Consider the following 21,746-nt stretch of genomic DNA (forward strand, 5'->3'; position numbering starts at 1 on the left):
CCGCGCGGCGGGCCGCCGCAGAGGCGGCCGGCCCGGCCCGGCACCCCGCCGCCGACCGGGCGTCCACGCCACCGGTGCGCCGCGGCGACGGCGGCGGCCGCGCCGGGCCGCCCGACGCGGGCCGGAATCGATCGGTTCCCGTCATCCCTGTGCGCCGCGCGGTGAATGATGAATACTCGACAGCGACCGGACACGTCGTGGTGGACGGCAGTGCCCGTCGAGGCGACGGCGGACACTGGCGGCCAGAAGGGACGGAGCGTTGAGCGAGGAGTCCGTGCGGCGAACCCCGCCGAGTGGGACCGGGCGTGCGCCCGGCCCGGCCGCCGCGTCGTCCGCGGCCCGCCCCAGGGGGACCGCCGGACGGGCACAGCCGCACTCCGCGGACCGGGTGACGCGCCCACAGTCGTCGCGCCCGGAGGGGGCGGCCGCCCAGGGCGGCGGCGAGATCCGCGCCGGGAGCACCGGCGCGGCCGCCGGCCCGGGCAACGAAACCGGCTCGGGCAACCACACCGGCCCCGGCGCCGGCCCCGCACAGGTGGCCAGATTGGGCGCGGCCACCGGCCCTGACGCCGGGCAGCCCGCCACCACCGCCGACGCCCTCCTCGGCCCGACCGTCAGCACCGACGGCGACCTGATCACCCGCGCCTCGCTGTGGGGCCACAGCGGCCCCGGCACGCTCTACGACCACGTCCGGATGGCCTCCTTCGCCCTCGACACCGACGGCCGCATCGAGCACTGGAGCGACCGCGCCGCCGAACTGTTCGGCGCCAAGGCCGAGGAGGTGCTCGGCCGGGACCCGGTCGCCACCTTCGTCCCCGCCGAGCTGCGCCAGCGCGCCCGCGAACGCGTCGCCGAGGCCCGCGCCGGTGCCGGCTGGATCGGCACCGCCCCCTACCGCGACGCCTCCGGCGCCGAGGGCGTGGCCGAGCTGTACCTGATGCCCGCGCAGAACGCGGCCGGCGACGGCTCGGCCGTCTGCGTCGCCCTGGACGTCACCACGCTGCGCCGGGTGGAGACCGACCTGGTCGCCACCAACGCCCTGTTCGGCCAGGCGCCCATCGGCTTCGCCATCATCGACCCGCAGCTGCGGCTGGTCCGGGTGAACGAGCGCTTCGCCGAGATCACCGGCGTCCCCGCCGCCGCGCACGTCGGCCGCGCCGTGCGCGACCTGCTGGCCCCCTTCGAGGTGGACCGCGTCGAGGTGGCGCTGCGCCAGGTCGCCAAGTCCGGCACCCCGGTGCTGGACATGCCGGTCAGCATGCCGGTCGCCCCCGGCACCGGCCGGGCCGCCGCCCCCGCCGGCATCACCCGCCGCTACGCCGTCTCGCTGTACCGGCTGGACGCCGCCAGCGACCGCCCGATCGGCGTCGCCGCCCTGATCAACGACCTGCCGGGGCGGCAACCCGCCGAACGCGAGGCCGACTCCGCCCGCCGCAACCTCGCCCTGCTCAACGAGGCCGGCCGGCACATCGGCAGCACCCTGGACCTGGAGACCACCGCCCGCGAGCTGCTCGACGTGGCCGTCCCGCAGTTCTGCGACATCGCCGCCGTGGACCTGTACGAGGCCCTGCTGGTCGGCGGCGAGGTGACCGAGGCGGAGCGGGCCGACGGCTCCGCCACGCTGCGCCGCATGGCCGAGGCGTCCGCCCTCGGCCCGATCGGCCACCCCGGCGTGGCCCGCGACGACGACGGCCCGCGCTCGGTGGAGGCCGGAGGCACGCTCTGCTACCCGCCCGGCTCGGCCTTCGGGCGGGCGCTGCGCACCGGCCGCGCCACCCGGCTCTCCTTCGACCACCCCTCGGCCGCCGTCCGCCCGTCCCCGGACCTCGGGTACGCCCCGGACCAGCCACCCGCCGCCCCGGCCGCCGACCCCCTGCTCGCCGGCCGGCTGCCGGCCACCACCCCGGCCCAGGCCACCACCCCGGCCCAGGCCGCCTCCCCCGAGCTGCTCCGCCGGGTCGGCGTCGGCCCCGGCGTGCACTCCACCCTGGTGGTGCCGCTGGTGGCCCGGGAGACCGTGCTCGGCCTCGCGCTGTTCTCCCGGGTGCGCGGCAGCGAGCCGTTCGACGCCCGGGACCGCGCCATGGGCGCGGAGCTCGCCAGCCGCGCCGCGGTCTGCATCGACAACGCCAGGCTGTACCGGCGCGAGCACGAGCGCGCGCTGATCCTCCAGCGCAGCCTGCTGCCGCCGGGCGACGCCGAGCCCTCCGGCCTGGACATCGCCTGCCGCTACCTGCCCGGCAGCGCCTCCAGCGAGGTCGGCGGCGACTGGTTCGACGTGATCCCGCTGCCCGGGCACCGCACCGCGCTGGTGGTCGGCGACGTGGTCGGCCGCGGTCTCCAGGCCGCCGTCACCATGGGGCAGCTGCGCACCGCCGTGCGCACCCTGGCCATGCTGGACATGGAGCCGGCCGAGGTGCTGGGCGCCCTTGACGAGATCACCCGGGGGCTGAGCGGCGCCGACCGCACCGCCACCGCCGGCTCCGGCGACCCCACCGGGGAGATCGGCTGGAGCGAGAAGTACTTCGCCACCTGCGTCTACGCCGTCTACGACCCGGTCACCCGGCAGGCCACCATCGCCAACGCCGGCCACCTGCCGCCGGTGCTGGTGCAGGAGGGCGAGCCGCCGCTGATGCTGGACATCCCCGAGGGGCTGCCGCTCGGCGTCGGCGGCGAGCCGTTCGAGGAGGTCGTGGTGGAGCTGCCGCACGGCGCCCTGCTCGGCATGTACACCGACGGCCTGGTGGAGTCCCGGGAGCACAGCCTGGAGGACGGCCTGGACGCGCTGCGCCGCGTGCTGGCCGACCCGGCGCCCTCCCTGGAGGACGTCTGCGACCACGTGGTCGGCCGGCTCGCCGGGCACCACGGCGAGGACGACATCGCGCTGCTGATGGCCCGGGTGAAGTCGATCGGGGCCGACGGGGTGGGCGACTGGACGCTGCCGCCGGAGCTGACCTCGGTCGCCCGGGCGCGTGAGCTGACCCGCGACCGGCTGCGCGAGTGGGGCCTGGAGGACCTGGTGGACACCGCGGAGCTGCTGGTCAGCGAGGTGGTGACGAACGCCCTGCGGCACGGCGACGGCTCGATCCGGCTGCGTCTGCTGCTCGACCGGACGCTGGTGTGCGAGGTGTGGGACGGCGCGCTGGCCCAGCCGAGGCAGCGTCGCGCCCGCGACACCGACGAGGGCGGGCGGGGCCTGCAGCTGGTCAGCATGCTGGCCGAACGCTGGGGGAGCCGGCGCACCCCGAAGGGGAAGACGGTCTGGTTCGAGCTGGTCCTGCCGGTCGGGCGGTAGGACCAGCGGGCGGAGGGGGGTCAGATCCTGCGGAGGGCGTCCGCGAGGAGTTCCCGCCGGCTTTCGATCTCGGGGAGGATCTCCTTCTGAGCCAGCGCGACCGCTGTCACGATGATGTTGATCTTGAGATCGGCCAGCGGCTTGTGAGCGAGTCGGTCGCGGAGGCGGATCGGGTCCCGGAACGCACGTGTGGTCGTCTCCACCACTTCGGTGTACTGCTTCAGCGCTTCACCGAAGCACAGCATCCGGTATGCGAGTGCGTGGGCCTCCACGCTGCCCGCCGCGATGGTGTGGGTCGTCAGCTGCTGCGCGGCGAAGAGCGCTTCGCGGGCGTTGTCCAGATGCTCCTGGAGTCGGATCTGCAGGAGCCTCCGTTCCGGAGTCATGCCGCCCACCTCTCCGGGCGCAGCCACTCCCGCGGCGTCCAGGTCAGCGGCTCGTCAGCGGTGTACGGCGTGACCTCGACCGCCACGCCGTAGATCTCCTCGATGTCATCCTCGAAGTGGAAGACGTCGAAGTAGCTGCGTCCCTCGGACACGTCGACCTCGGCGACCAGTTCTCCCGGCTCCCGGCCGAGGCCGAAGTTCCGCAGACCGTGGCGAGCGCCGATCTTGGTGAGTATGGCGGCGTTCTCCCGCAGGAAATCGTCGCTAGCTGTAGGTGCCATGTAGCCAAGCGTAGAGCATCTCCGCGGCCCCGTACCATGGGAAACGCCGTGGCTGAGCCGGCCCGGCACGTGGCCGCGTCCGCACGCACCGTAGCGGGGCCACCCCACCACACCGGGAGACTTGACCGCTCGCCATGCCCACGCGCAATGACATCCGCAACGTCGCCATCGTCGCCCACGTCGACCACGGCAAAACCACCCTCGTCGACGCCATGCTCCGCCAGGCGGGCGCCTTCGCCGCGCACCAGCAGGTCGACGAACGGGTCATGGACTCCGGCGACCTGGAGCGCGAGAAGGGCATCACCATCCTCGCGAAGAACACCGCCGTGCAGTACCACCCCAAGGACGGCGGGGCTCCGGTCACCATCAACATCATCGACACCCCCGGCCACGCCGACTTCGGCGGTGAGGTCGAGCGCGGCCTGTCCATGGTGGACGCGGTGGTGCTGCTGGTGGACGCCTCCGAGGGTCCGCTGCCGCAGACCCGGTTCGTGCTGCGCAAGGCGCTGGCGGCCAAGCTGCCGGTGATCCTGTGCATCAACAAGGTGGACCGCCCGGACGCCCGGATCGCCGAGGTGGTGGACGAGACCTACGAGCTGTTCATGGACCTCGACGCCACCGAGGACCAGATCGAGTTCCCGATCGTCTACGCCTGCGCCCGGGACGGCCGGGCCTCCCTGGAGCGTCCGGCGAACGGCGCGGTGCCGGACAGCCCGGACCTGGAGCCGTTCTTCCGCACCCTGCTGGAGACCGTGCCCGCGCCCACCTACGAGGAGGGCGCCCCGCTGCAGGCGCACGTCACCAACCTGGACGCCTCCAACTTCCTCGGCCGGATCGCGCTGTGCCGGGTGCACCAGGGCACCATCCGCAAGGGCCAGCAGGTGGCCTGGTGCCGGCACGACGGCACGATCGAGCGGGTGAAGATCACCGAGCTGCTGATGACCGAGGCGCTGGACCGCAAGCCGGCCGAGCAGGCCGGTCCGGGCGACATCATCGCCATCGCCGGCATCCCGGACATCATGATCGGCGACACCCTGGCGGACCCGGACGACCCGCGTCCGCTCCCGCTGATCACGGTGGACGAGCCGGCGATCTCCATGACGATCGGCACCAACACCTCCCCGCTGGTCGGCCGGGGCAAGCGCGGCACCAAGGTGACCGCCCGCCTGGTCAAGGACCGGTTGGACAAGGAGCTGGTCGGCAACGTCTCGATGCGGGTGCTGCCCACCGACCGGCCGGACGCCTGGGAGGTGCAGGGCCGCGGTGAGCTGGCGCTGGCCATCCTGGTCGAGCAGATGCGCCGGGAGGACTACGAGCTGACCGTCGGCAAGCCGCAGGTGGTCACCAGGGAGATCGACGGCAAGGTGCACGAGCCGGTCGAGCGGCTGACCGTGGACGCCCCCGAGGAGTACCTCGGCGCGATCACCCAGCTGCTGGCGGTGCGCAAGGGCCGCATGGAGACCATGACCAACCACGGCACCGGCTGGATCCGGATGGAGTTCCTGGTGCCCTCGCGCGGCCTGATCGGCTTCAGGACCGAGTTCCTGACCGAGACCCGCGGCACCGGCATCGCCCACCACGTCTTCGAGGGCTACGAGCCGTGGTTCGGCGAGCTGCGCACCCGTCCGAGCGGTTCGCTGGTGGCCGACCGCGCCGGCGCCGTCACCGGCTTCGCCATGATCAACCTCCAGGAGCGCGGCACGCTCTTCGTGGAGCCGGCGACCGAGGTGTACGAGGGCATGATCGTCGGCGAGAACTCCCGCGCCGACGACATGGACGTCAACATCACCAAGGAGAAGAAGCTCACCAACATGCGGTCCTCGACCGCGGACGAGACGGAGAAGATCATCCCGCCGCGCAAGCTCTCGCTGGAGCAGGCGCTGGAGTTCTGTCGCGAGGACGAGTGCGTGGAGGTCACCCCGGACACCGTCCGCATCCGCAAGGTGGTGCTGAACGCCGCCGAGCGCGCCCGCAAGCGGTCGCGCGCCACCAAGGGCTGAACAAGGACCGAACCAAGGGCGGAACCGGCGGGAGTGGTTCCGCCGGTGGTCCACACATCGGCTGACTGATCATCAGTCGGCAGCGGGGCCGTCGCGTCGGGTGACGCGGCGGCCCCGTGGTGTTTCGGGGGTATGAACTCCGATCTTTTTCCGAACCGATCGTCGTACACGCCAGCCCAACGCGCGTAGACTGCCCCATCAAGCGGGAGGTACCGTCCGGTAGGACGCTGTTCGGTGAGTGTCCGCTGAGCGGGGCTAAGTGTCCGCTAGGCGAACACATCGTCCGGTTTGGCGGCGTCTACCCCGGTTGTCAAATGTCCGAAATTTGGACTTTTGGCTATAACGTGTGATCGAAACGAGACGTTTTGGATACTGCGTTGCGGCTGGGGCGGCGGATAGTGGTGCCAACTGTGCTCGGGTCAATGGGTCAGGCGCGCCAGCGTCCCGGCTCACGAGCGGAGGGCTCCCGACACGGACCGCAAGGGGGCGGGACGTGCCGGAAGAACTCATCGTTCAGTCAGTGATGCCCCAAGGAGGCAACCCCATGCGTGGAGCCAAGCGCGCCAAGTGGGTCGTGGGAGCGGTGGCCGTCGCGCTGGCCGCCACGGCCTGCGGCGGTGGTAGCGGTGACGGTGGCGGCGGCGAGGAGCCGGTCAGCATCGGCATCTCCGAGCCGAAGCACCTGATCCCGTCCACCACCACGGAGACCGAGGGCTCCCAGGTCCTCTCGGCGCTCTTCACGCCGCTGGTGGAGTTCGACGAGAACAACGAGCCGTTCGAGGTGGCGGCCGAGTCGATCGAGCCGAACGAGGACAACACCGTCTGGACGGTGAAGCTCAAGCCGGGCATGAAGTTCCACGACGGGACGGACGTCACGTCCGACTCGTACATCAACGCGTGGAACTACGGCGCCTACGGCCCCAACGCCCACGACGGCAACTACTTCTTCAACTTCATCCAGGGCTACGACGCCCTGAACCCGGCCGACCCGGACGGTGAGGGCGAGCAGACCGCCCCCGAGCCCACCACCGACAAGCTGTCCGGCCTGGTGAGGGTGGACGACACCACCTTCGAGATCCACCTGAACGCGCCGTTCTCCGGCTTCAAGTCGGTCCTCGGGTACACCGCCTTCTACCCGCTGCCGGACGCCGCCTTCGAGGACATCGAGGCCTACGAGCAGGCCCCGATCGGCAACGGCCCCTTCAAGATGGTCGGCGAGTGGCAGCACGACCAGCTGATCCAGGTCGAGGCGTTCGAGGACTACACCTACACCGACAAGCCGCTGGTCGACAAGATCGACTTCAAGATCTACCAGTCCGAGGACACCCAGTACAACGACCTCATCGCGGGCGAGCTGGACGTCGTCAAGAAGATCCCGACGACCCAGCTGGCCGCCGCCGAGAGCGAGCTCGGCGACCGCCTGCAGATGTTCGAGGCGTCCGCGTACCAGATGCTGGCCTTCCCCACCTACCAGGAGGAGTACAGCAACGTCGAGGTCCGCCGGGCGATCTCCATGGCGATCGACCGCGACGCGATCTCCGAGACGATCTTCCAGGGCTCCGAGGTTCCCGCCCGCTCCTTCGTCTCCCCGGTCGTCGCCGGCTACCGCGAGAACACCTGCGGCGAGTGGTGCGAGTTCGACCCCGAGCGCGCCCGCGAGATGTACGAGGCGGCCGGCGGCCCGGACACCATCAACATCGGCTACAACGCCGACGGTGGCCACAAGGAGTGGGTGGACGCCACCTGCAACCAGCTGAACACCAACCTCGGCGTGCAGTGCAACGGCACCCCGGTGGCCAAGTTCGCCGAGCTGCTGACCCAGGTCGAGGAGAAGTCCTTCTCCGGCATGTTCCGCATGGGCTGGGTCATGGACTACCCGTCCATGGAGAACTACCTCGGCCCGCTGTACTCGACCAACGGCTCCTCGAACTACTACGGCTACAGCAACCCCGAGTTCGACCAGCTGGTCGAGGAGGGCCGCCAGGCGCCGACCGAGGAAGAGGCCATCGCCAAGTGGCAGCAGGCCGAGGACATCCTGGCGCAGGACCTGCCGGCGATCCCGCTGCGCACCGTCACCAACCCGACGGGCTTCTCGGAGAACGTCACCGGTGTGCACCTGGACCTGTTCGACCGGGTCGACGTGCTGACGATCGACCGGGCCTGACGCGGCACTGACACATCAGCTGGCGTAACGGCGGGGGCAGCCACCACACTGCCCCCGCCGTTTCCCACGAGGAGGACCCATGGGGCGGTACGTCGTCAGGCGTATCCTGCAGATGATCCCGGTGTTCATCGGGGCGACATTCATCGTGTACTGGCTGGTCACCGCCATCGGCGGCGACCCCGTGCAGAACCTGTACGGCGAGCGGCCCGTGCCGGACACCGTCCGGGCCGAGCTCACCGAGCAGTACCACCTCAACGACCCGTTCCTGCTGCAGTACTGGTACTACATCAGCGACCTGGTCAGAGGCGACTTCGGTGAGAGCATCAACGGCGGCCGCCCCATCGCCGACATGATCCTGGAGGCGTGGCCGCACACCCTGCGCCTGGTCGCCGTCGCCGTGATCTTCGAGGTCCTCGTCGGGGTCTCCGCCGGCGTGCTCGCCGGCATCCGCCGCGGCGGCTTCTGGGACAACCTGGTCCTCGTCTCCACGCTGACCGTCGTCTCCATCCCGGTCTTCGTCATCGGCAGCGTCGCCCAGGTCTACCTGGCCCGCGAGTGGGGCTGGTTCCCCACCTCCAGCACCACCGACGGCTTCCGCAGCTACCTGCTGCCCGGCATGGTGCTGGGCGCGCTCTCCCTCGCGTACGTGGCCCGGCTCACCCGCGCCTCCATCGCGGAGAACCTGCGCTCGGACTTCATCCGCACCGCCCGGGCCAAGGGACTGCCGCCCTCCCGGGTCATCGGGGTGCACGTGCTGCGCAACTCGCTCATCCCGGTCGTCACCTTCCTCGGCACCGACGTCGGCTCCTTCATGGGCGGGGCGATCGTCACCGAGGGCATCTTCAACATCCCCGGTGTCGGCTTCAACATCAAAAGGGCCCTGGAGGTCGAGGACGGACCCACCATGGTCGGCTTCGTCAGCCTGATCGTGGTGATCTACCTCGTCACCAGCCTGCTCGTCGACCTGATGTACGCCCTGCTCGACCCGAGGATCCGCTATGAGTGACCTGACCCCCACCGGCCGCGCCACCCGCGCCCCGCACAACGTCGAGGACACCGCCCCCGGCTCGGAGTCGATCGAGGCGGAGGCCGCCACCGCGACGCCGCCGCCCAGCGGCACCCCCACCCCCGGCCGCGACCAGGCCCGCAGCCAGCTCCAGATCGCCCTCGGCGACCTGATCCGCAGCCCGCTGTTCCTGGTCTCGCTGGTCTGCATGGCCTTCCTCGCCGTGGTCGCGGTCTTCCCCGGCCTGTTCACCAACGCCAACCCGGCCGCCTGCGACCTGGGCAACTCCATGGCCGGACCGAGCGACGGCCACCCCTTCGGCTACGACTTCCAGGGCTGCGACCTGTACGCGCGCACCGTCTACGGCGCCCGCAACTCCATCGCGGTCGGCCTGCTGGCCACCCTGCTCTCCGCCATCGTCGGCGGCCTGCTCGGCATCCTCGGCGGCTACTTCGGCGGCTGGCTGGACACCCTGCTCTCCTGGGTCACCAACATCTTCTTCGGGCTGCCGCTGCTGCTCGGCGCCATCGTGATACTGAACTCCCTCGGCCGCCCCGAGGGAGTGTGGGGCGTCACCCTCGCCCTCGGCGCCTTCGGCTGGATGGCCGTGGCCCGCATGATGCGGGCCTCCGTGATGGTGGTGAAGAACCAGGACTACGTGGTGGCCGCGAAGTCCCTCGGCGCCGGCACCGGCCGGATGATGCTCCGGCACGTCCTGCCGAACTCGCTCACCTCGCTGATCGTCTACTCCACGATCCTGCTGGGCGTGACCATCGCGGCCGAGGCCACCCTGAGCTTCCTCGGCGCCGGCATCCAGCCGCCCGCCATCTCCTGGGGCGTGATGATCTCCGAGGCCCAGGCCCGCATCAGCACCGACGCCCGTCCGCTGCTGATCCCCGCCGCCGCGCTGAGCTTCACCGTGCTGACCTTCATCATGCTCGGCGAGGCGGTCCGCGACGCCCTCGACCCCAAGCTCCGCTAAAGAGGCGATCAGTAACATGGCAACCCCGAAGACCACCGCCCCCGGCGGAGCGACCTCCCCGCAGGTCGGCGGACTGCGCCAGGCCGACGGCTGGACCGGCCCGCTGCTGGAGGTCCGCGACCTCCACGTGGAGTTCCACACCCGCGAGGGCGTCGCCAAGGCCGTCAACGGCGTCAACTACAGCGTGGGCGCCGGCGAGACGCTCGCCGTGCTCGGCGAGTCCGGCTCCGGCAAGTCCGTCACCGCCCAGGCCATCATGGGCATCCTCGACATGCCCCCCGGCCGGATCCCGCGCGGCGAGATCCTCTACCGCGGCCAGGACCTGCTCAAGATGAGCGAGGACCAGCGCCGCAAGGTGCGCGGCAGCCGCATCGCCATGATCTTCCAGGACGCGCTGTCCTCCCTCAACCCGGTGCTGAGCGTCGGCTACCAGCTCGGCGAGATGTTCCGGGTGCACCGCGGCATGTCCAAGAAGGACGCCCGCGCCAAGGCCGTCGAGCTGATGGACCGGGTGCGCATCCCGGCCGCCAAGCAGCGGGTTGGCGACTACCCGCACCAGTTCTCCGGCGGCATGCGGCAGCGCATCATGATCGCCATGGCGATGGCCCTGGAGCCCGAGCTGATCATCGCCGACGAGCCCACCACCGCCCTGGACGTCACCGTCCAGGCCCAGGTGATGGACCTGCTCGCCGAGCTCCAGCGCGAGCACAACATGGGCCTGATCCTGATCACCCACGACCTCGGCGTGGTGGCCGACGTCGCCGACAAGATCGCCGTGATGTACGCCGGCCGCATCGTGGAGACCGCCCCGGTCCACGAGCTGTACGCCCGCCCGGCCCACCCCTACACCAGGGGCCTGCTGGACTCCATCCCCCGGCTGGACCGCAAGGGCCAGGAGCTCTACGCCATCTCGGGCCTGCCCCCCAACCTGCTGCGGATCCCCTCCGGCTGCGCCTTCAACCCGCGCTGCACGCAGGCCAGGGACGTCTGCCGCACCGACGTGCCCCGGCTGGAGCCGGTGAGCGGCCCGGACGGGCAGGAGATGCCCGGCCGCCACAGCGCCTGCCACTTCTGGAAGGAGACCCTCGATGGCGCCCACGCCTGAGTCCACGCCCGCGGTCGACGTGACCAAGCCGGGCCGCGGCGAGCCCATCCTCCAGGTGCGCGACCTGGTCAAGCACTTCCCGCTCACCCAGGGCATCCTGTTCCGCCGCCAGGTCGGCGCCGTGCGCGCCGTCGACGGCGTCAGCTTCGACCTGCTGCGCGGCGAGACCCTCGGCATCGTCGGCGAGTCCGGCTGCGGCAAGTCCACCGTGGCCAAGCTGCTGATGAACCTGGAGAAGCCCACCTCCGGCCAGGTGCTCTACAAGGGCCAGGACATCTCCAAGCTGAGCGGCCGGGCCCTCAAGGCCGTCCGCCGCAACATCCAGATGGTGTTCCAGGACCCGTACACCTCGCTCAACCCCCGGATGACGGTCGGCGACATCATCGGCGAGCCCTTCGACATCCACCCGGAGGCCGCACCCAAGGGAGACCGCCGGCGCGCCGTCCAGGACCTGCTGGACACCGTCGGCCTCAACCCGGAGCACATCAACCGCTACCCGCACCAGTTCTCCGGCGGACAGCGCCAGCGCATCGGCATCGCCCGCGGCCTGGCCCTCAAGCCGGAGATCATCATCGCCGACGAGCCGGTCTCCGCGCTCGACGTCTCGGTGCAGGCGCAGGTCGTCAACCTGCTGGAGAAGCTGCAGGACGAGTTCGACCTCTCCTACGTCTTCATCGCCCACGACCTGTCCGTGGTCCGGCACATCTCCGACCGGGTCGGCGTGATGTACCTGGGCAAGATGGCCGAGATCGGCACCGACACCCAGATCTACGACCACCCCACCCACCCCTACACCCAGGCCCTGCTGTCCGCCGTGCCGGTGCCGGACCCGGCGGGCCGCGAGGGCCGGGAGCGGATCATCCTGACCGGCGACGTGCCCTCCCCGGCCAACCCGCCGTCCGGCTGCCGCTTCCGCACCCGCTGCTGGAAGGCCGAGGACCGCTGCGCCACCGAGGTGCCGCTGCTGGCCGTGCCGAGCGGGCTGAAGGGCCCGGCCGCGCACGAGAGCGCCTGCCACTTCGCCTCCGAGCGCGAGGAAGCGACCGCCGGCGCCACGCGCTGACACCCCGGCGCAGGAGGGGCCCGGTTCGTCCGAACCGGGCCCCTCTTGCCGTGCTTGCTCGCTCCGACGAGCGCCTGGCTCAGGCCAGCGCCTTCTTCAGGAAGTCGACCTGGAGCAGCAGCAGGTTCTCCGCCACCTGCTCCTGCGGGGTCATGTGGGTGACGCCGGTGAGCGGCAGCACGGTGTGCGGGCGCCCGGCGGCCAGCAGCGCGCCGGACAGCCGGAGCGAGTGGGCCACCACCACGTTGTCGTCCGCCATGCCGTGGATGATCATCAGCGGGCGCTCCAGCTTCGCCGCGTCGGCCACGATCGAGTTGGCGTCGTACACCTCCGGGTGCTCGTCCGGGTGGCCCAGGTAGCGCTCGGTGTAGTGGGTGTCGTACAGCCGCCAGTCGGTCACCGGCGCCCCGGCGATCCCGGCGGCGAACACGTCCGGCCGGCGCAGCACCGCGAGCGCCGCCAGGTAGCCGCCGTAGGACCAGCCGCGGATGCCCACCCGGGACAGGTCCAGCGGATGGGAGTCGGCCAGCGCCCGCAACGCCTCCACCTGGTCGGCGAGGGTGTGCTCGGCCAGGTGGTGGTGCACCGACTTCTCCCAGGCCGGGCTGTGCCCGGGGGTGCCCCGGCCGTCCGCGACCACCACCGCGAACCCCTGGTCGGCGAACCACTGCGAGACCAGGTGCGGCCCGGAGGCGGCGACCACCCGCTGCCCGTGCGGGCCGCCGTACGGATCCATCAGGACCGGCAGCGGCCCGTCGCGGTCGGGGTCGAACGAGCGCGGCAGCAGCACGGCCGCCGGGACGCGCCGCTCGCCGGCGGCGACCAGGGCCACCCGCGGGCGGAACGGCGCCGGCTCCGCCAGGGAGCGGATCTCGGCGACCGGCACCAGGCCGTCGGCCACCGGCGCCTCCGCCGGCACCGGCCCGGCGTCCCCGCCCGCCTCGCGCAGCACCAGGTGGCGCACCCCGCCGGGGGTGGCGGAGACCAGCACGGTCACCGGCCCGCCGCGCACCGCCGAGTGCACCCCCGGCCCGGTGGTGATCCGGTGCGGGCCCAGCTCGCCCACCCGGTAGACGTGCACCTCGCCGATCTCCCGCTCCGCCGCGGCCACGCCCTGCGCGCCCCGCTCGGCCGGGTGCGGGGCCCCGGCCGAGGCGGTGACCAGCACGTCCCGCTCGCTGACCGCCAGCACGCCGCGCACGTGCAGCTCCGGCCCGGTCAGCACCCGGTCGCCGACCGCCAGCCGCCGCGCCCCGCCCTCGTCGGTGATCCGCACCAGCCGCCCGTCCGGGGTCCAGGCCGGGACGCCCTCGAAGACCTCCAGCCAGACCTCGTCGCTCTCCGCGTGCACCGGCAGGCAGGAGCCGTCCGTGGTGTCCACCGACAGCACCAGCGCGGTGCGCTGGTCCCGGGACTGCACCAGCAGCAGCGGCGGGCCGCCGGCCGACCAGTGCACCACGGCCAGGTAGGGGTACGCCTCGCGGTCCCACACCACGTCGGTGCGGGTTCCGTCCAGGCCGAACAGCGCCAGCCGCACGTCGGCGTTGGGCGTGCCGGCCCTCGGGTAGCCGACCTCGGCCGGCTCGCGGTCCGGGTTGGCGGGGTCCGCGATCCACCAGCGCCGCACCGGGGAGTCGTCGACGTGCGCCGCCAGCAGGGCGTCGCCGTCCGGCGACCACCACATGCCGCGGGTGCGCCCCATCTCCTCGGCGGCGATGAACTCGGCCAGGCCCCAGGTCTCGCCGGGGCCGCCCGGCTCGGCCAGGGTGACGTCGCCCGAGCCGCCGCCGGTCGACGGCACGACGTGCAGCGCGCCGCCGGCCACGTAGGCCACGTGCCGGCCGTCCGGGGACATCCGGGGGTCGATCACCGGGCCGGGCACCCGCAGCTCGCGCACCGCGCTGCCGCCGGTCACCGTCAGCTCGGCCACGAACAGCCGGCTGGACAGCGCGAACGCGGCCCGGGTGACGGCCGCGTCGGTGGTGTAGGAGACGATGCCCGCGGCCGCCTCCCGGGCCCGCTCGCGGCGGGCGCGCTCCTGCGGGGAGAGGTCCTCGTCGGCCCCGGCCAGCAGCGCGGCCGGGTCGGCGACGAGGGTCTCCGCCGTGGAGGGGGCCCCGACGCCGTCGAGGCCGTGGACGGCGAGGACGTACAGCCGGTTCGCCGGGTCGGTGCCGCCGCCGGAGCGCAGGAACGCCACGCGGGAGCCGTCCGGCGCCACGGCGAACGCCCGTGGACGGCCGAGGGTGAAGCGCTGGGTGCGCGCGTGCAGGCGGGGAAACGAGATCTCCGTGGTCATGTCCGGAGCCTAGGTCAACCACCCCGGCGTGTTGCGCGACCTGACGCCCCGCCGCGAGTAGTCTCGTCCACCTCACGCCGTCACCCGTACCGGTGATCATCCCTGCGGCACGGGGGGCCCGCGGGGGCCGTGGGGCCCGCCCCGACGTGGTGGGACGCGCCGTGCGCCGGCTCCGTGCTTCCGTGCTCCCCTCGTGTGCCATCTCACCGATAGTGAAGGTGTCCTTACGATGAGGCTATCCGCTATGCGGTTGACCCACGTCTAGGGATTCAGGGAGGTGAACCCCGGTGGCGCTGTCCATTTCCGTGGTGCTGCTCCTGACGGTGATCACCGTCATTCTCATCAGGCGCTCCGGCCTGAACGTGTGGCACGCGCTGGTCTGCGTGCTCCTCGGCTTCTACTTGGCCGGGTCCTCGATCGCACCGTCGATCTCGACGTTCACCGACAACGTGGCGGGAATGCTCAGCGGCATCGACTTCTGACCCCGCCCGGACGCCGTCCCCGCCTCCCCGCCGGACGGCCGGTGGGCGTCGCCGGTTCCCGGGCCGGCGAAGCCCGCCGTAACGCCGCCGGTCAGCCCGCCCGTCGGCCCGCCGTGTCCGCCCGTCGGCCCGCCCGGCCGGCGCGGCGCAGCGCACGTCGGGCCGCCGCACGGGCCGTTCTACCCTTGTGCCCATGACCAAGGGGCTGCCCGCGCGGCGCGTGCTCTTCGTGCACGCCCACCCGGACGACGAGAGCATCAACAACGGCGCCACCATGGCGAGGTACGTCGCCGAAGGAGCCCACGTCACCGTGGTCACCTGCACCCTCGGCGAGGAGGGCGAGGTCATCCCGGCCGAGCTGGCGCACCTGGCACCCGACCGGGAGGACCGCCTCGGCCCGTACCGGGCGGGCGAGCTGGCCGCGGCGATGGCCGAACTCGGCGTCACCGACAACCGCTTCCTGGGCGGCCAGGGCCGCTACCGCGACTCCGGGATGATGGGCCTGGCCACCAACGACCGGCCCGAGTGCTTCTGGCAGGCCGACCTCGACGAGGCCGCCGCCCACCTGGTGGCGGTGGTGCGGGAGGTCCGGCCGCAGGTCCTGGTGGTCTACGACGCGAACGGCGGGTACGGGCACCCCGACCACGTCCAGGCCCACCGGGTGGGCGTGCGGGCGGCCGAGCTGGCCGCCGACCCCGCCTTCCGCCCCGACCTCGGCCCGGCCCACCGGATCGCCAAGACCTACGCCAACTGCATCCCGCTGGGCGCCGCCCGCCGCGGCGTCGCGGAACTCGCCGGGGCGCTGGCCCGGACCCCCTTCCCGGCGGTCGCCGAGATCGCCGAGCTGCCCGGGGTGGTGCCGGAGGAGCAGGTGGACTGTGTGGTGGACGGCACCGCCCACGCGGAGCGCAAGGCCGCGGCGATGCGCGCCCACGCCACCCAGATCACCGTGGACGGGCCCTACTTCGCGCTCTCCAACGACCGGGCCCAGCCGATCTGGTACCGGGAGTGCTACCGGCTGCTGGCCGGCACGCGCGGGCCGGTCGGCCCGGCCGGCCACGAGGAGGACCTCTTCGCCGGGCTGACCCCCGAGGCGGCCCAACCCGTGGAGGCCGGTCGATGAGCCCCGACGTCTCGCGCCCGCAGACCGGACGGTCCGGTACCGGCAGGCCGGGCGCCGCGGGGTCGGGGGCCGCGCCGGCCGGTCCGCCCGCCCCGCCGGCGACGCCGCCGCTCGCCGTCCGGCTGGTCCTCTACCCGCTGCTGGCGCTGCTCGGCGGCGCGGTCTGCGTGGCCGGCAGCCTGGTGCTGGAGTGGGCGCCGCCCGGCGGCCTGATGCTGGCCCTGCTCGGCACCGTGGGCCTGTTCGCCGCCGGAGGGGCGCTGACCGGCTCGCGCGCCGGCGTCGCCGCGCCCGCCGTCGCCTGGCTGCTCGTGCTGTTCCTGCTGCTCTACGGCCGGCCGGAGGGGGACGCCGCCCTCGCCGGCAGCCTCGGCGCCTTCCTCTACCTGCTGGGCGGCGCCGGCTGCGCCATGGTCATGATGATGATGCCCGCCGGCCTGGTGGGCCGTCGCGGCGCTCCCTGGGCGGGGGCCCCGAGGTGACCCGGCGCCGGCGGCCCGGCCCGGAACCGCGCGGGCGCCCCCGGCGTGACTGGTCATGGGCGGTTGGCCGACCAGGGCAGGTGGCGGTCCGTCCACCCGCGCCACGGGCGTGAGGATGCAACAATTCGGAGGTGCCGCGTGGGCGCTCGCCCGGCGGTGGGCCCCCGGGGGAACGCTCCGGCGGCCGGTGGGACCGGTGGTGCCGATGGGCCCGGTCCGTCGTTGAGTCAGATGTCGTTTCGCGCACACGGGGGCGTGGCGGTGTGCCGCCGTCGGCTCCCGTCCGGGTGGTAGGAGATCGTTTCGATGGCGTCGGACACCGCGGCCAGCGGGGGGACGGACGGCGGGGCCGGGGGCGGGTCGCCGGAGCGGGAGATGCCGCGCACCGAGACCACCGTGACCACCCGCATCTCGATCAAGATCCCCGGTTCGCGCCCGATACCCCCGGTCGTGCTGCGGACCTCGCTGGGCAGCGCGGAGGACGAGGACGGCACGGAGGGCGCGCCCGCCGCCCCGGAGGCCACCGGCGCCTCCGCCACGGCGGATCCGCACGGCCGGCCGGCCGGGCCCGCCGCGAGCCAGGACGCCCCCGCCCCGCAGGACGGGACCGGCAACCCGTGGTTCGCCCCGCACTCCCTCGCCGCGGCGCCCGCCGCCCAGGTGCCCGGCGGCCCAGTGCCCGGCGGCCCACTGCGGGGCGCCCAGGTGCCAGGACCGGAGTCCGCGCCGGGCGGGCCGGACGCGCGGCCGCACCCCGAGCCGGCCGGCCCGCTCGCCGCCACGCTCACCGAACCGGTGCCCGTGCCCGGGCCGCGCGCCGCCGAAGGCGCCTTCCCGCCGCCCGCCGACCCCACCGCCGGGCCGCCGGCCGGCGAGCCCCTCCAGCACGCCGCCGGCCGCCCGCACGGCGGCCCCGTCGGCGAGCCCTTCGCGCAGCCGCACCACGCGCCCCACCCGGGCCCGGCCGCAGAGCCCTTCGGGCACGCCGCCGAGGACCCGCCCACCCGCCAGCTGCGCCGCGTCGACCCGCCCCCGGCCGGCCACCGCCTGGGAGCGGGCGACCAGCCGCCGTTCCCGCCGGCACCGGGGGCCGGCCCCGAGGCCACCGGCGGCGGCGAGTCCGCCGTCCGGGTCACCGGACCGCTCTTCGCCGACGAGCCGGGCCCGGACGGCCTCGGCGACCCGGGCCAGCCGTCGCCGGCCGGGGGGCTGCCCGGACCGCGCGAGCCGGAGCCGTACCACTCCGGCCCCGATCCCTACGGCGCCGACGCCCTCGGCCCCGATGCCTTCGGCCACGACCCCGCCGGCCCCGGTCCCCTCCGCCCCGACCCGGCGGAGCCCGTGCCGGCGGCCACCGCGGCCGGCGAGGACTCCACCACCGGCTACCGCTCCTCCCGGCGCCGCCAGCGCAGCGCCCGCCGCCGGGGCGCCTGGGCGATCGCCGCCGCCGTGGTCGTCGGCGTCGCCGGCGCCCTGTACGGCGTCGGGCTGCTGATCGACGGCGCCGACGTGCCGCGCAACACCACCGTGCTGGGCACCGACATCGGCGGACGCGACCGGGCCGCCGCGGCCGAGGCGCTCGAGGAGGGACTGCGCGAGCGCGCGACGGCCGCCATCCCGGTCCGCGTCGGCGAGGAGGAACTCTCCTTCGACCCGATGGCCGGCGGCCTGTCCGTGGACGTGGAGGCCACCCTCGACCGTGCCGCCGCCCGCAGCTACGCTCCGCAGGACGTCATCGGCTCGCTCTTCGGCGCCGGACGCGAGGTCGCCCCGGTGGTGCGGGCCGACGACAGCGCGCTGAACGCGGAGGTCGCCGCGCTCGCCGCCGAGACCGACGTGCCGCTGCGCGAGGGACGCGTGGTGTTCACCGACGGCGTGACCACCCCGCAGCCCGGCGAGACCGGGCGGATGCTCGACCAGCCGGCCGCCGCCGAACTGATCCGCGACGCCTACCTGACCGGCGCCGCCGACCGGCCCGTGGTGCTGCCGCTGGAGGTGGTGGAGCCGAAGGTCACCGAGGAGGAGATGCTGCGCGCCACCTCCAGCTTCGGCACCACCGCCATGTCCGGCCTGGTCACCCTGGAGGCCGGCGGCATCACCATCGACTTCAGCCCCCGGACGCTCGGCACCTTCCTCACCATGGAGGCCGACGACGAGGGCATCCTGCGCCCCACCATCGACACCGAGAAGCTGGCCGAGACCTACGGCGGCGTCTTCGACTCCATCGGGGACCCGCCGAAGCCCGCCTCCTTCGAGGCGCACGAGGACGGCTCGGTCTCCGTGGTGCCCTCCGAGCCGGGCCGCGGCGTCACCGGGGAGGCCGCGGCCGCCGCGATGCTGCCCGCGCTGACCCGCACCGACGACCGCGTCGGGCACATCGAGCTCGGCGAGAAGCAGCCCGACTTCACCACCGAGGACGCCGAGGCGCTGGGCATCCGGGAGGTCATCTCCTCCGCCACCACCGAGTACCCGTACGCCGAGTACCGGCTCACCAACATCCACCGCGCCGCCGACCTGATCGACGGCTCCATCGTCATGCCGGGCGAGGTGTGGAGCCTCAACGAGACGGTGGGGGAGCGCACCGCCGAGAACGGGTTCGTCAAGGGCACCATCATCAACGGCGGCCGGCTGGCCGAGGACTACGGCGGCGGCGTCTCCCAGGTCGCCACCACGATGTGGACCGCGGTCTTCTACGGCGGCCTGAAGGACGTCCAGCACAAGGCGCACAGCTTCTGGCTGCCGCGCTACGAGCCCGGGCTGGAGGCCACCGTGGCCTGGCCGTCGCTGGACAACCAGTGGGAGAACGACTCCGGTCACCCGGTGTACGTGCAGGCCAGCTACACCGACTCCACCGTCACCATCACCCTGCTGGGCACCCGCAAGTACGACGAGATCCGGGCCGAGTCCTCGCCGCGCACCAACATCGTCGAGCCCGAGAGGCGCTACGACGAGAGCGAGGAGTGCGTGCCGCAGGAGCCCTCCGAGGGCTTCGACATCACCGTCACCCGGGTGTTCGTGCAGGACGGTCGGGAGGTCGCCCGGGAGCCGTTCTTCACCAGCTACGACCCCGCCGACCACATCATCTGCGGCCCCGACCCGGCCAAGCAGGAGGAAGAGCAGGAGACGGCGGAGGGCGAGGAAGAGGGCAGCCAGAGCCCGGCGCCCGAGCAGAGCCCCGCGGGGGATCCCGCCGACGAGTCCGGCGAGTCCGGTGCGGCCGCCGGCGACCCGGCCGGGGAGCCCGCGGACCAGGCCGCCCCGCCGGCCCGGGAGGCCACCGGGTAACGCCCGCGGCCACCGCCGCCGGGCGCGGGGAGTTCGGTCGGGGGCCGCCGGCGGGCTTCCCCGGCCGGCGGCGCCCGGTCTCAGCCGGTCCCCACCGCCCGGCGGTAGTGGTAGCCGTGGTGCCGGCGGAAGCCCAGGCCGGCGTACATCCGCAGGGCCGGGGCGTTGTCCGCCTCGACCTGCAACCAGCCGTGGACCGCGCCCTCGCTCCGGGCGCGGTCGGCCAGCGCGGCCATCACCCGCCGGGCCAGCCCGCGCCGACGACGGTCGGGGCGCACCTCGATGCCGGAGAAACCGGCCCAGGCGCCGTCCACCACGCAGCGCCCGATGGCCTCCGGGCGGCCGTCGGCGCCGGGGACGGTGGCGAACCACACCGACGGGCCGCCGGTCAGCACGGCCAGCGAGGTGGCGTCCAGGGTCCCGGCCCGGTGGTACAGCGCGGCCCAGCCGGCGTCCACCGAACGGGTCAGCAGGACGCCCGCGGGCTCCTCGCCGGAGCCGGAACCGGAAACGGGGCCGGAACCGGGACCCGGGCCGGAACCGGTGAGCGGAGCCAGCGGCCCGGTGTGCAGCTCCGTGGGGGTCTCGGCCACCCACCCCAGCTCCGCCAGCACGGCGTCCAGCCGGGCGTCCTCCGTGCCGCCGCAGACCTGCACGTAGGCCGGCAGGCCGCGCTCGGCGTACCAGGCGCGCAGCGCGTCGGCCGCCGCGCGGAAGTCCGCCGCCGTGGCCGGCGGGGCCGCCGCGCGCGGTGTCCCGCCCGGGCCCAGCCCGCCGATCGGCAGCGCCGAGTTGGCGCGCCGGGTGAAGCCGCCGGCCGCCCGCAGCGTCCAGCCGGGGAGCTCCCGGCCCTCCCACTGCTCCACGGCCGGCCAGCCGCGGTGCGCCAGCACCTGCAGCTCCAGGGCGGTCACCCGGTCGGCCGGGGAACCGGTCGCCGTGCTCATCGCGCCCCGCCCTCCTCGCCCGGCCCGCCGGCCGGTCCCTCGGCCCGCTGATCGGCCTGCTCGCCGGCCCGTTCGGCCGGTCGCCCACCGGCCGGGCCGCGCGGCCGGCGCCGGGGCGGCGGGGGCGGGACGGTCTTCCCGGCGACCAGCGCCGCGTGCGGCACGCGCACCACCTCGCCGTCGGCGCGCCGCACGGTGATGCCCTGGTCGTCCCACGATTCGAGAAGTCCCAGGATGTCCCCGAAGACCGGCCGACCGTCGCGAATTTCCAACACCCGGCGGACGGACACGCGTCTTCCCACGTCGGAGGGGGTGATGCTGGCTCCGACAGGAGCCGGGGAACGCGAGACGCCGTCCACTCAGGGTCCCCTTCTTTGTTCGTGCTTCAGTAGAACCGCGATACTAGACGCGGGCATCGAGACGCCGCGCTGCCGCGTGCCCGACCAGGCCTTATCGAGGGAGGAACCGACGTGACCTACGTCATCGCGCAGCCTTGCGTCGACGTCAAGGACAAGGCGTGCATTGAAGAGTGCCCCGTCGACTGCATCTACGAGGGACAGCGTGCCCTCTACATCCACCCCGACGAGTGCGTGGACTGCGGTGCCTGCGAGCCGGTCTGCCCCGTCGAGGCCATCTTCTACGAGGACGACACCCCGGAGGAGTGGCAGGAGTACTACAAGGCGAACGCCGAGTTCTTCGACGACCTGGGCTCCCCGGGCGGTGCCTCGAAGCTGGGCCTGATCGAGAAGGACCACCCCTTCATCGCCGCTCTGCCGCCGCAGAACGAGAGCTGAGACGGCCGGAACGACCGTGACACCACCGCACAGCACCACGGGTGGCGCCGGC

At 73.5% G+C, this 21,746-nt stretch carries 17 protein-coding genes; 12 read left to right on the top strand and 5 right to left on the bottom strand.

Features of this window, described 5'->3' with window-relative positions:
• The first annotated feature begins 649 nt into the window (after positions 1 to 649).
• Positions 650 to 3,295 (top strand): SpoIIE family protein phosphatase, encoded by a 2,646-nt coding sequence (locus FHU37_RS25235; RefSeq protein WP_376774076.1) that lies wholly within the window; start codon positions 650 to 652, stop codon positions 3,293 to 3,295.
• Between the two features lie 20 nt (positions 3,296 to 3,315).
• On the opposite strand, the gene FHU37_RS25240 is transcribed toward FHU37_RS25235, so the two are convergent.
• Positions 3,316 to 3,681: a hypothetical protein gene (locus FHU37_RS25240; protein ID WP_179816957.1), complete on the bottom strand. Its 366-nt coding sequence runs from the start codon at positions 3,679 to 3,681 to the stop codon at positions 3,316 to 3,318.
• Positions 3,678 to 3,962 (bottom strand): hypothetical protein, encoded by a 285-nt coding sequence (locus tag FHU37_RS25245; RefSeq protein WP_179816958.1) that lies wholly within the window; start codon positions 3,960 to 3,962, stop codon positions 3,678 to 3,680. Before FHU37_RS25245 ends, FHU37_RS25240 begins: the two co-directional genes overlap by 4 nt.
• 134 nt (positions 3,963 to 4,096) lie before the next feature.
• Here FHU37_RS25245 and typA point away from each other — a divergent pair, with 134 nt between their 5' ends.
• The 6 genes from typA to FHU37_RS25275 all read left to right on the top strand — a co-directional run bounded on the left by typA (position 4,097) and on the right by FHU37_RS25275 (position 12,282).
• Complete coding sequence (gene typA / locus FHU37_RS25250; RefSeq protein WP_179816959.1) at positions 4,097 to 5,962, top strand: translational GTPase TypA; 1,866 nt, start codon at positions 4,097 to 4,099, stop codon at positions 5,960 to 5,962.
• Between the two features lie 544 nt (positions 5,963 to 6,506).
• Complete coding sequence (locus tag FHU37_RS25255) at positions 6,507 to 8,126, top strand: peptide ABC transporter substrate-binding protein (RefSeq protein ID WP_179816960.1); 1,620 nt, start codon at positions 6,507 to 6,509, stop codon at positions 8,124 to 8,126.
• 79 nt (positions 8,127 to 8,205) lie between these two features.
• Positions 8,206 to 9,132, top strand: a complete 927-nt coding sequence (locus FHU37_RS25260) for an ABC transporter permease (protein ID WP_179816961.1) — start codon at positions 8,206 to 8,208, stop codon at positions 9,130 to 9,132.
• Positions 9,125 to 10,114, top strand: coding sequence for an ABC transporter permease (locus FHU37_RS25265; RefSeq protein WP_179816962.1), 990 nt, complete (start codon positions 9,125 to 9,127; stop codon positions 10,112 to 10,114). The genes FHU37_RS25260 and FHU37_RS25265 overlap by 8 nt, the downstream gene beginning before the upstream one ends.
• 16 nt (positions 10,115 to 10,130) lie before the next feature.
• Positions 10,131 to 11,219 (top strand): ABC transporter ATP-binding protein, encoded by a 1,089-nt coding sequence (locus tag FHU37_RS25270; RefSeq protein WP_179816963.1) that lies wholly within the window; start codon positions 10,131 to 10,133, stop codon positions 11,217 to 11,219.
• Positions 11,203 to 12,282 (top strand): ABC transporter ATP-binding protein, encoded by a 1,080-nt coding sequence (locus tag FHU37_RS25275; protein ID WP_179816964.1) that lies wholly within the window; start codon positions 11,203 to 11,205, stop codon positions 12,280 to 12,282. The genes FHU37_RS25270 and FHU37_RS25275 overlap by 17 nt, the downstream gene beginning before the upstream one ends.
• A gap of 79 nt (positions 12,283 to 12,361) precedes the next feature.
• Here the strand turns inward: FHU37_RS25275 and FHU37_RS25280 are convergent, their stop codons facing one another.
• Positions 12,362 to 14,581, bottom strand: a complete 2,220-nt coding sequence (locus FHU37_RS25280; protein ID WP_179816965.1) for a S9 family peptidase — start codon at positions 14,579 to 14,581, stop codon at positions 12,362 to 12,364.
• 287 nt (positions 14,582 to 14,868) lie between these two features.
• Here FHU37_RS25280 and FHU37_RS25285 point away from each other — a divergent pair, with 287 nt between their 5' ends.
• From FHU37_RS25285 to FHU37_RS25300, 4 genes are all read left to right on the top strand, one after another.
• Positions 14,869 to 15,063, top strand: coding sequence for a DUF2304 family protein (locus FHU37_RS25285; protein WP_179816966.1), 195 nt, complete (start codon positions 14,869 to 14,871; stop codon positions 15,061 to 15,063).
• 193 nt (positions 15,064 to 15,256) lie between these two features.
• Positions 15,257 to 16,186 (top strand): N-acetyl-1-D-myo-inositol-2-amino-2-deoxy-alpha-D-glucopyranoside deacetylase, encoded by a 930-nt coding sequence (gene mshB, locus FHU37_RS25290; RefSeq protein ID WP_179816967.1) that lies wholly within the window; start codon positions 15,257 to 15,259, stop codon positions 16,184 to 16,186.
• Positions 16,183 to 16,668, top strand: coding sequence for a DUF6113 family protein (locus FHU37_RS25295; RefSeq protein ID WP_179816968.1), 486 nt, complete (start codon positions 16,183 to 16,185; stop codon positions 16,666 to 16,668). The genes mshB and FHU37_RS25295 overlap by 4 nt, the downstream gene beginning before the upstream one ends.
• Positions 16,669 to 16,974: 306 nt before the next feature.
• Positions 16,975 to 19,953, top strand: coding sequence for a VanW family protein (locus FHU37_RS25300; protein ID WP_179816969.1), 2,979 nt, complete (start codon positions 16,975 to 16,977; stop codon positions 19,951 to 19,953).
• Positions 19,954 to 20,033: 80 nt separating this feature from the next.
• Here the strand turns inward: FHU37_RS25300 and FHU37_RS25305 are convergent, their stop codons facing one another.
• Positions 20,034 to 20,900 (bottom strand): GNAT family N-acetyltransferase, encoded by an 867-nt coding sequence (locus FHU37_RS25305; protein ID WP_179816970.1) that lies wholly within the window; start codon positions 20,898 to 20,900, stop codon positions 20,034 to 20,036.
• Entirely contained in the window at positions 20,897 to 21,175 is a 279-nt protein-coding gene (locus FHU37_RS25310; RefSeq protein ID WP_179816971.1) for a hypothetical protein, read from the bottom strand. The genes FHU37_RS25305 and FHU37_RS25310 overlap by 4 nt, the downstream gene beginning before the upstream one ends.
• 195 nt (positions 21,176 to 21,370) lie before the next feature.
• On the opposite strand from FHU37_RS25310, the gene fdxA reads away from it, so the two are divergent.
• A complete protein-coding gene (gene fdxA, locus FHU37_RS25315) occupies positions 21,371 to 21,694 on the top strand; it encodes a ferredoxin (protein WP_179816972.1) in 324 nt (107 codons plus the stop codon).
• The last annotated feature ends 52 nt before the right edge of the window (positions 21,695 to 21,746 follow it).

The sequence above is a fragment of the Allostreptomyces psammosilenae genome, assembly GCF_013407765.1.
In the GTDB taxonomy this organism is placed as follows: domain Bacteria; phylum Actinomycetota; class Actinomycetes; order Streptomycetales; family Streptomycetaceae; genus Allostreptomyces; species Allostreptomyces psammosilenae.

Bases quoted from the DNA above. Each gene is read 5' to 3' on its own strand.
- FHU37_RS25240 (WP_179816957.1), bottom strand. From the start codon at position 3,681: ATGACTCCGGAACGGAGGCTCCTGCAGATCCGACTCCAGGAGCATCTG.
- FHU37_RS25245 (WP_179816958.1), bottom strand. From the start codon at position 3,962: ATGGCACCTACAGCTAGCGACGATTTCCTGCGGGAGAACGCCGCCATA.
- typA (WP_179816959.1), top strand. From the start codon at position 4,097: ATGCCCACGCGCAATGACATCCGCAACGTCGCCATCGTCGCCCACGTC.
- FHU37_RS25255 (WP_179816960.1), top strand. From the start codon at position 6,507: ATGCGTGGAGCCAAGCGCGCCAAGTGGGTCGTGGGAGCGGTGGCCGTC.
- FHU37_RS25260 (WP_179816961.1), top strand. From the start codon at position 8,206: ATGGGGCGGTACGTCGTCAGGCGTATCCTGCAGATGATCCCGGTGTTC.
- FHU37_RS25265 (WP_179816962.1), top strand. From the start codon at position 9,125: ATGAGTGACCTGACCCCCACCGGCCGCGCCACCCGCGCCCCGCACAAC.
- FHU37_RS25270 (WP_179816963.1), top strand. From the start codon at position 10,131: ATGGCAACCCCGAAGACCACCGCCCCCGGCGGAGCGACCTCCCCGCAG.
- FHU37_RS25275 (WP_179816964.1), top strand. From the start codon at position 11,203: ATGGCGCCCACGCCTGAGTCCACGCCCGCGGTCGACGTGACCAAGCCG.
- FHU37_RS25280 (WP_179816965.1), bottom strand. From the start codon at position 14,581: ATGACCACGGAGATCTCGTTTCCCCGCCTGCACGCGCGCACCCAGCGC.
- mshB (WP_179816967.1), top strand. From the start codon at position 15,257: ATGACCAAGGGGCTGCCCGCGCGGCGCGTGCTCTTCGTGCACGCCCAC.
- FHU37_RS25295 (WP_179816968.1), top strand. From the start codon at position 16,183: ATGAGCCCCGACGTCTCGCGCCCGCAGACCGGACGGTCCGGTACCGGC.
- FHU37_RS25300 (WP_179816969.1), top strand. From the start codon at position 16,975: ATGGCGTCGGACACCGCGGCCAGCGGGGGGACGGACGGCGGGGCCGGG.
- FHU37_RS25305 (WP_179816970.1), bottom strand. From the start codon at position 20,900: ATGAGCACGGCGACCGGTTCCCCGGCCGACCGGGTGACCGCCCTGGAG.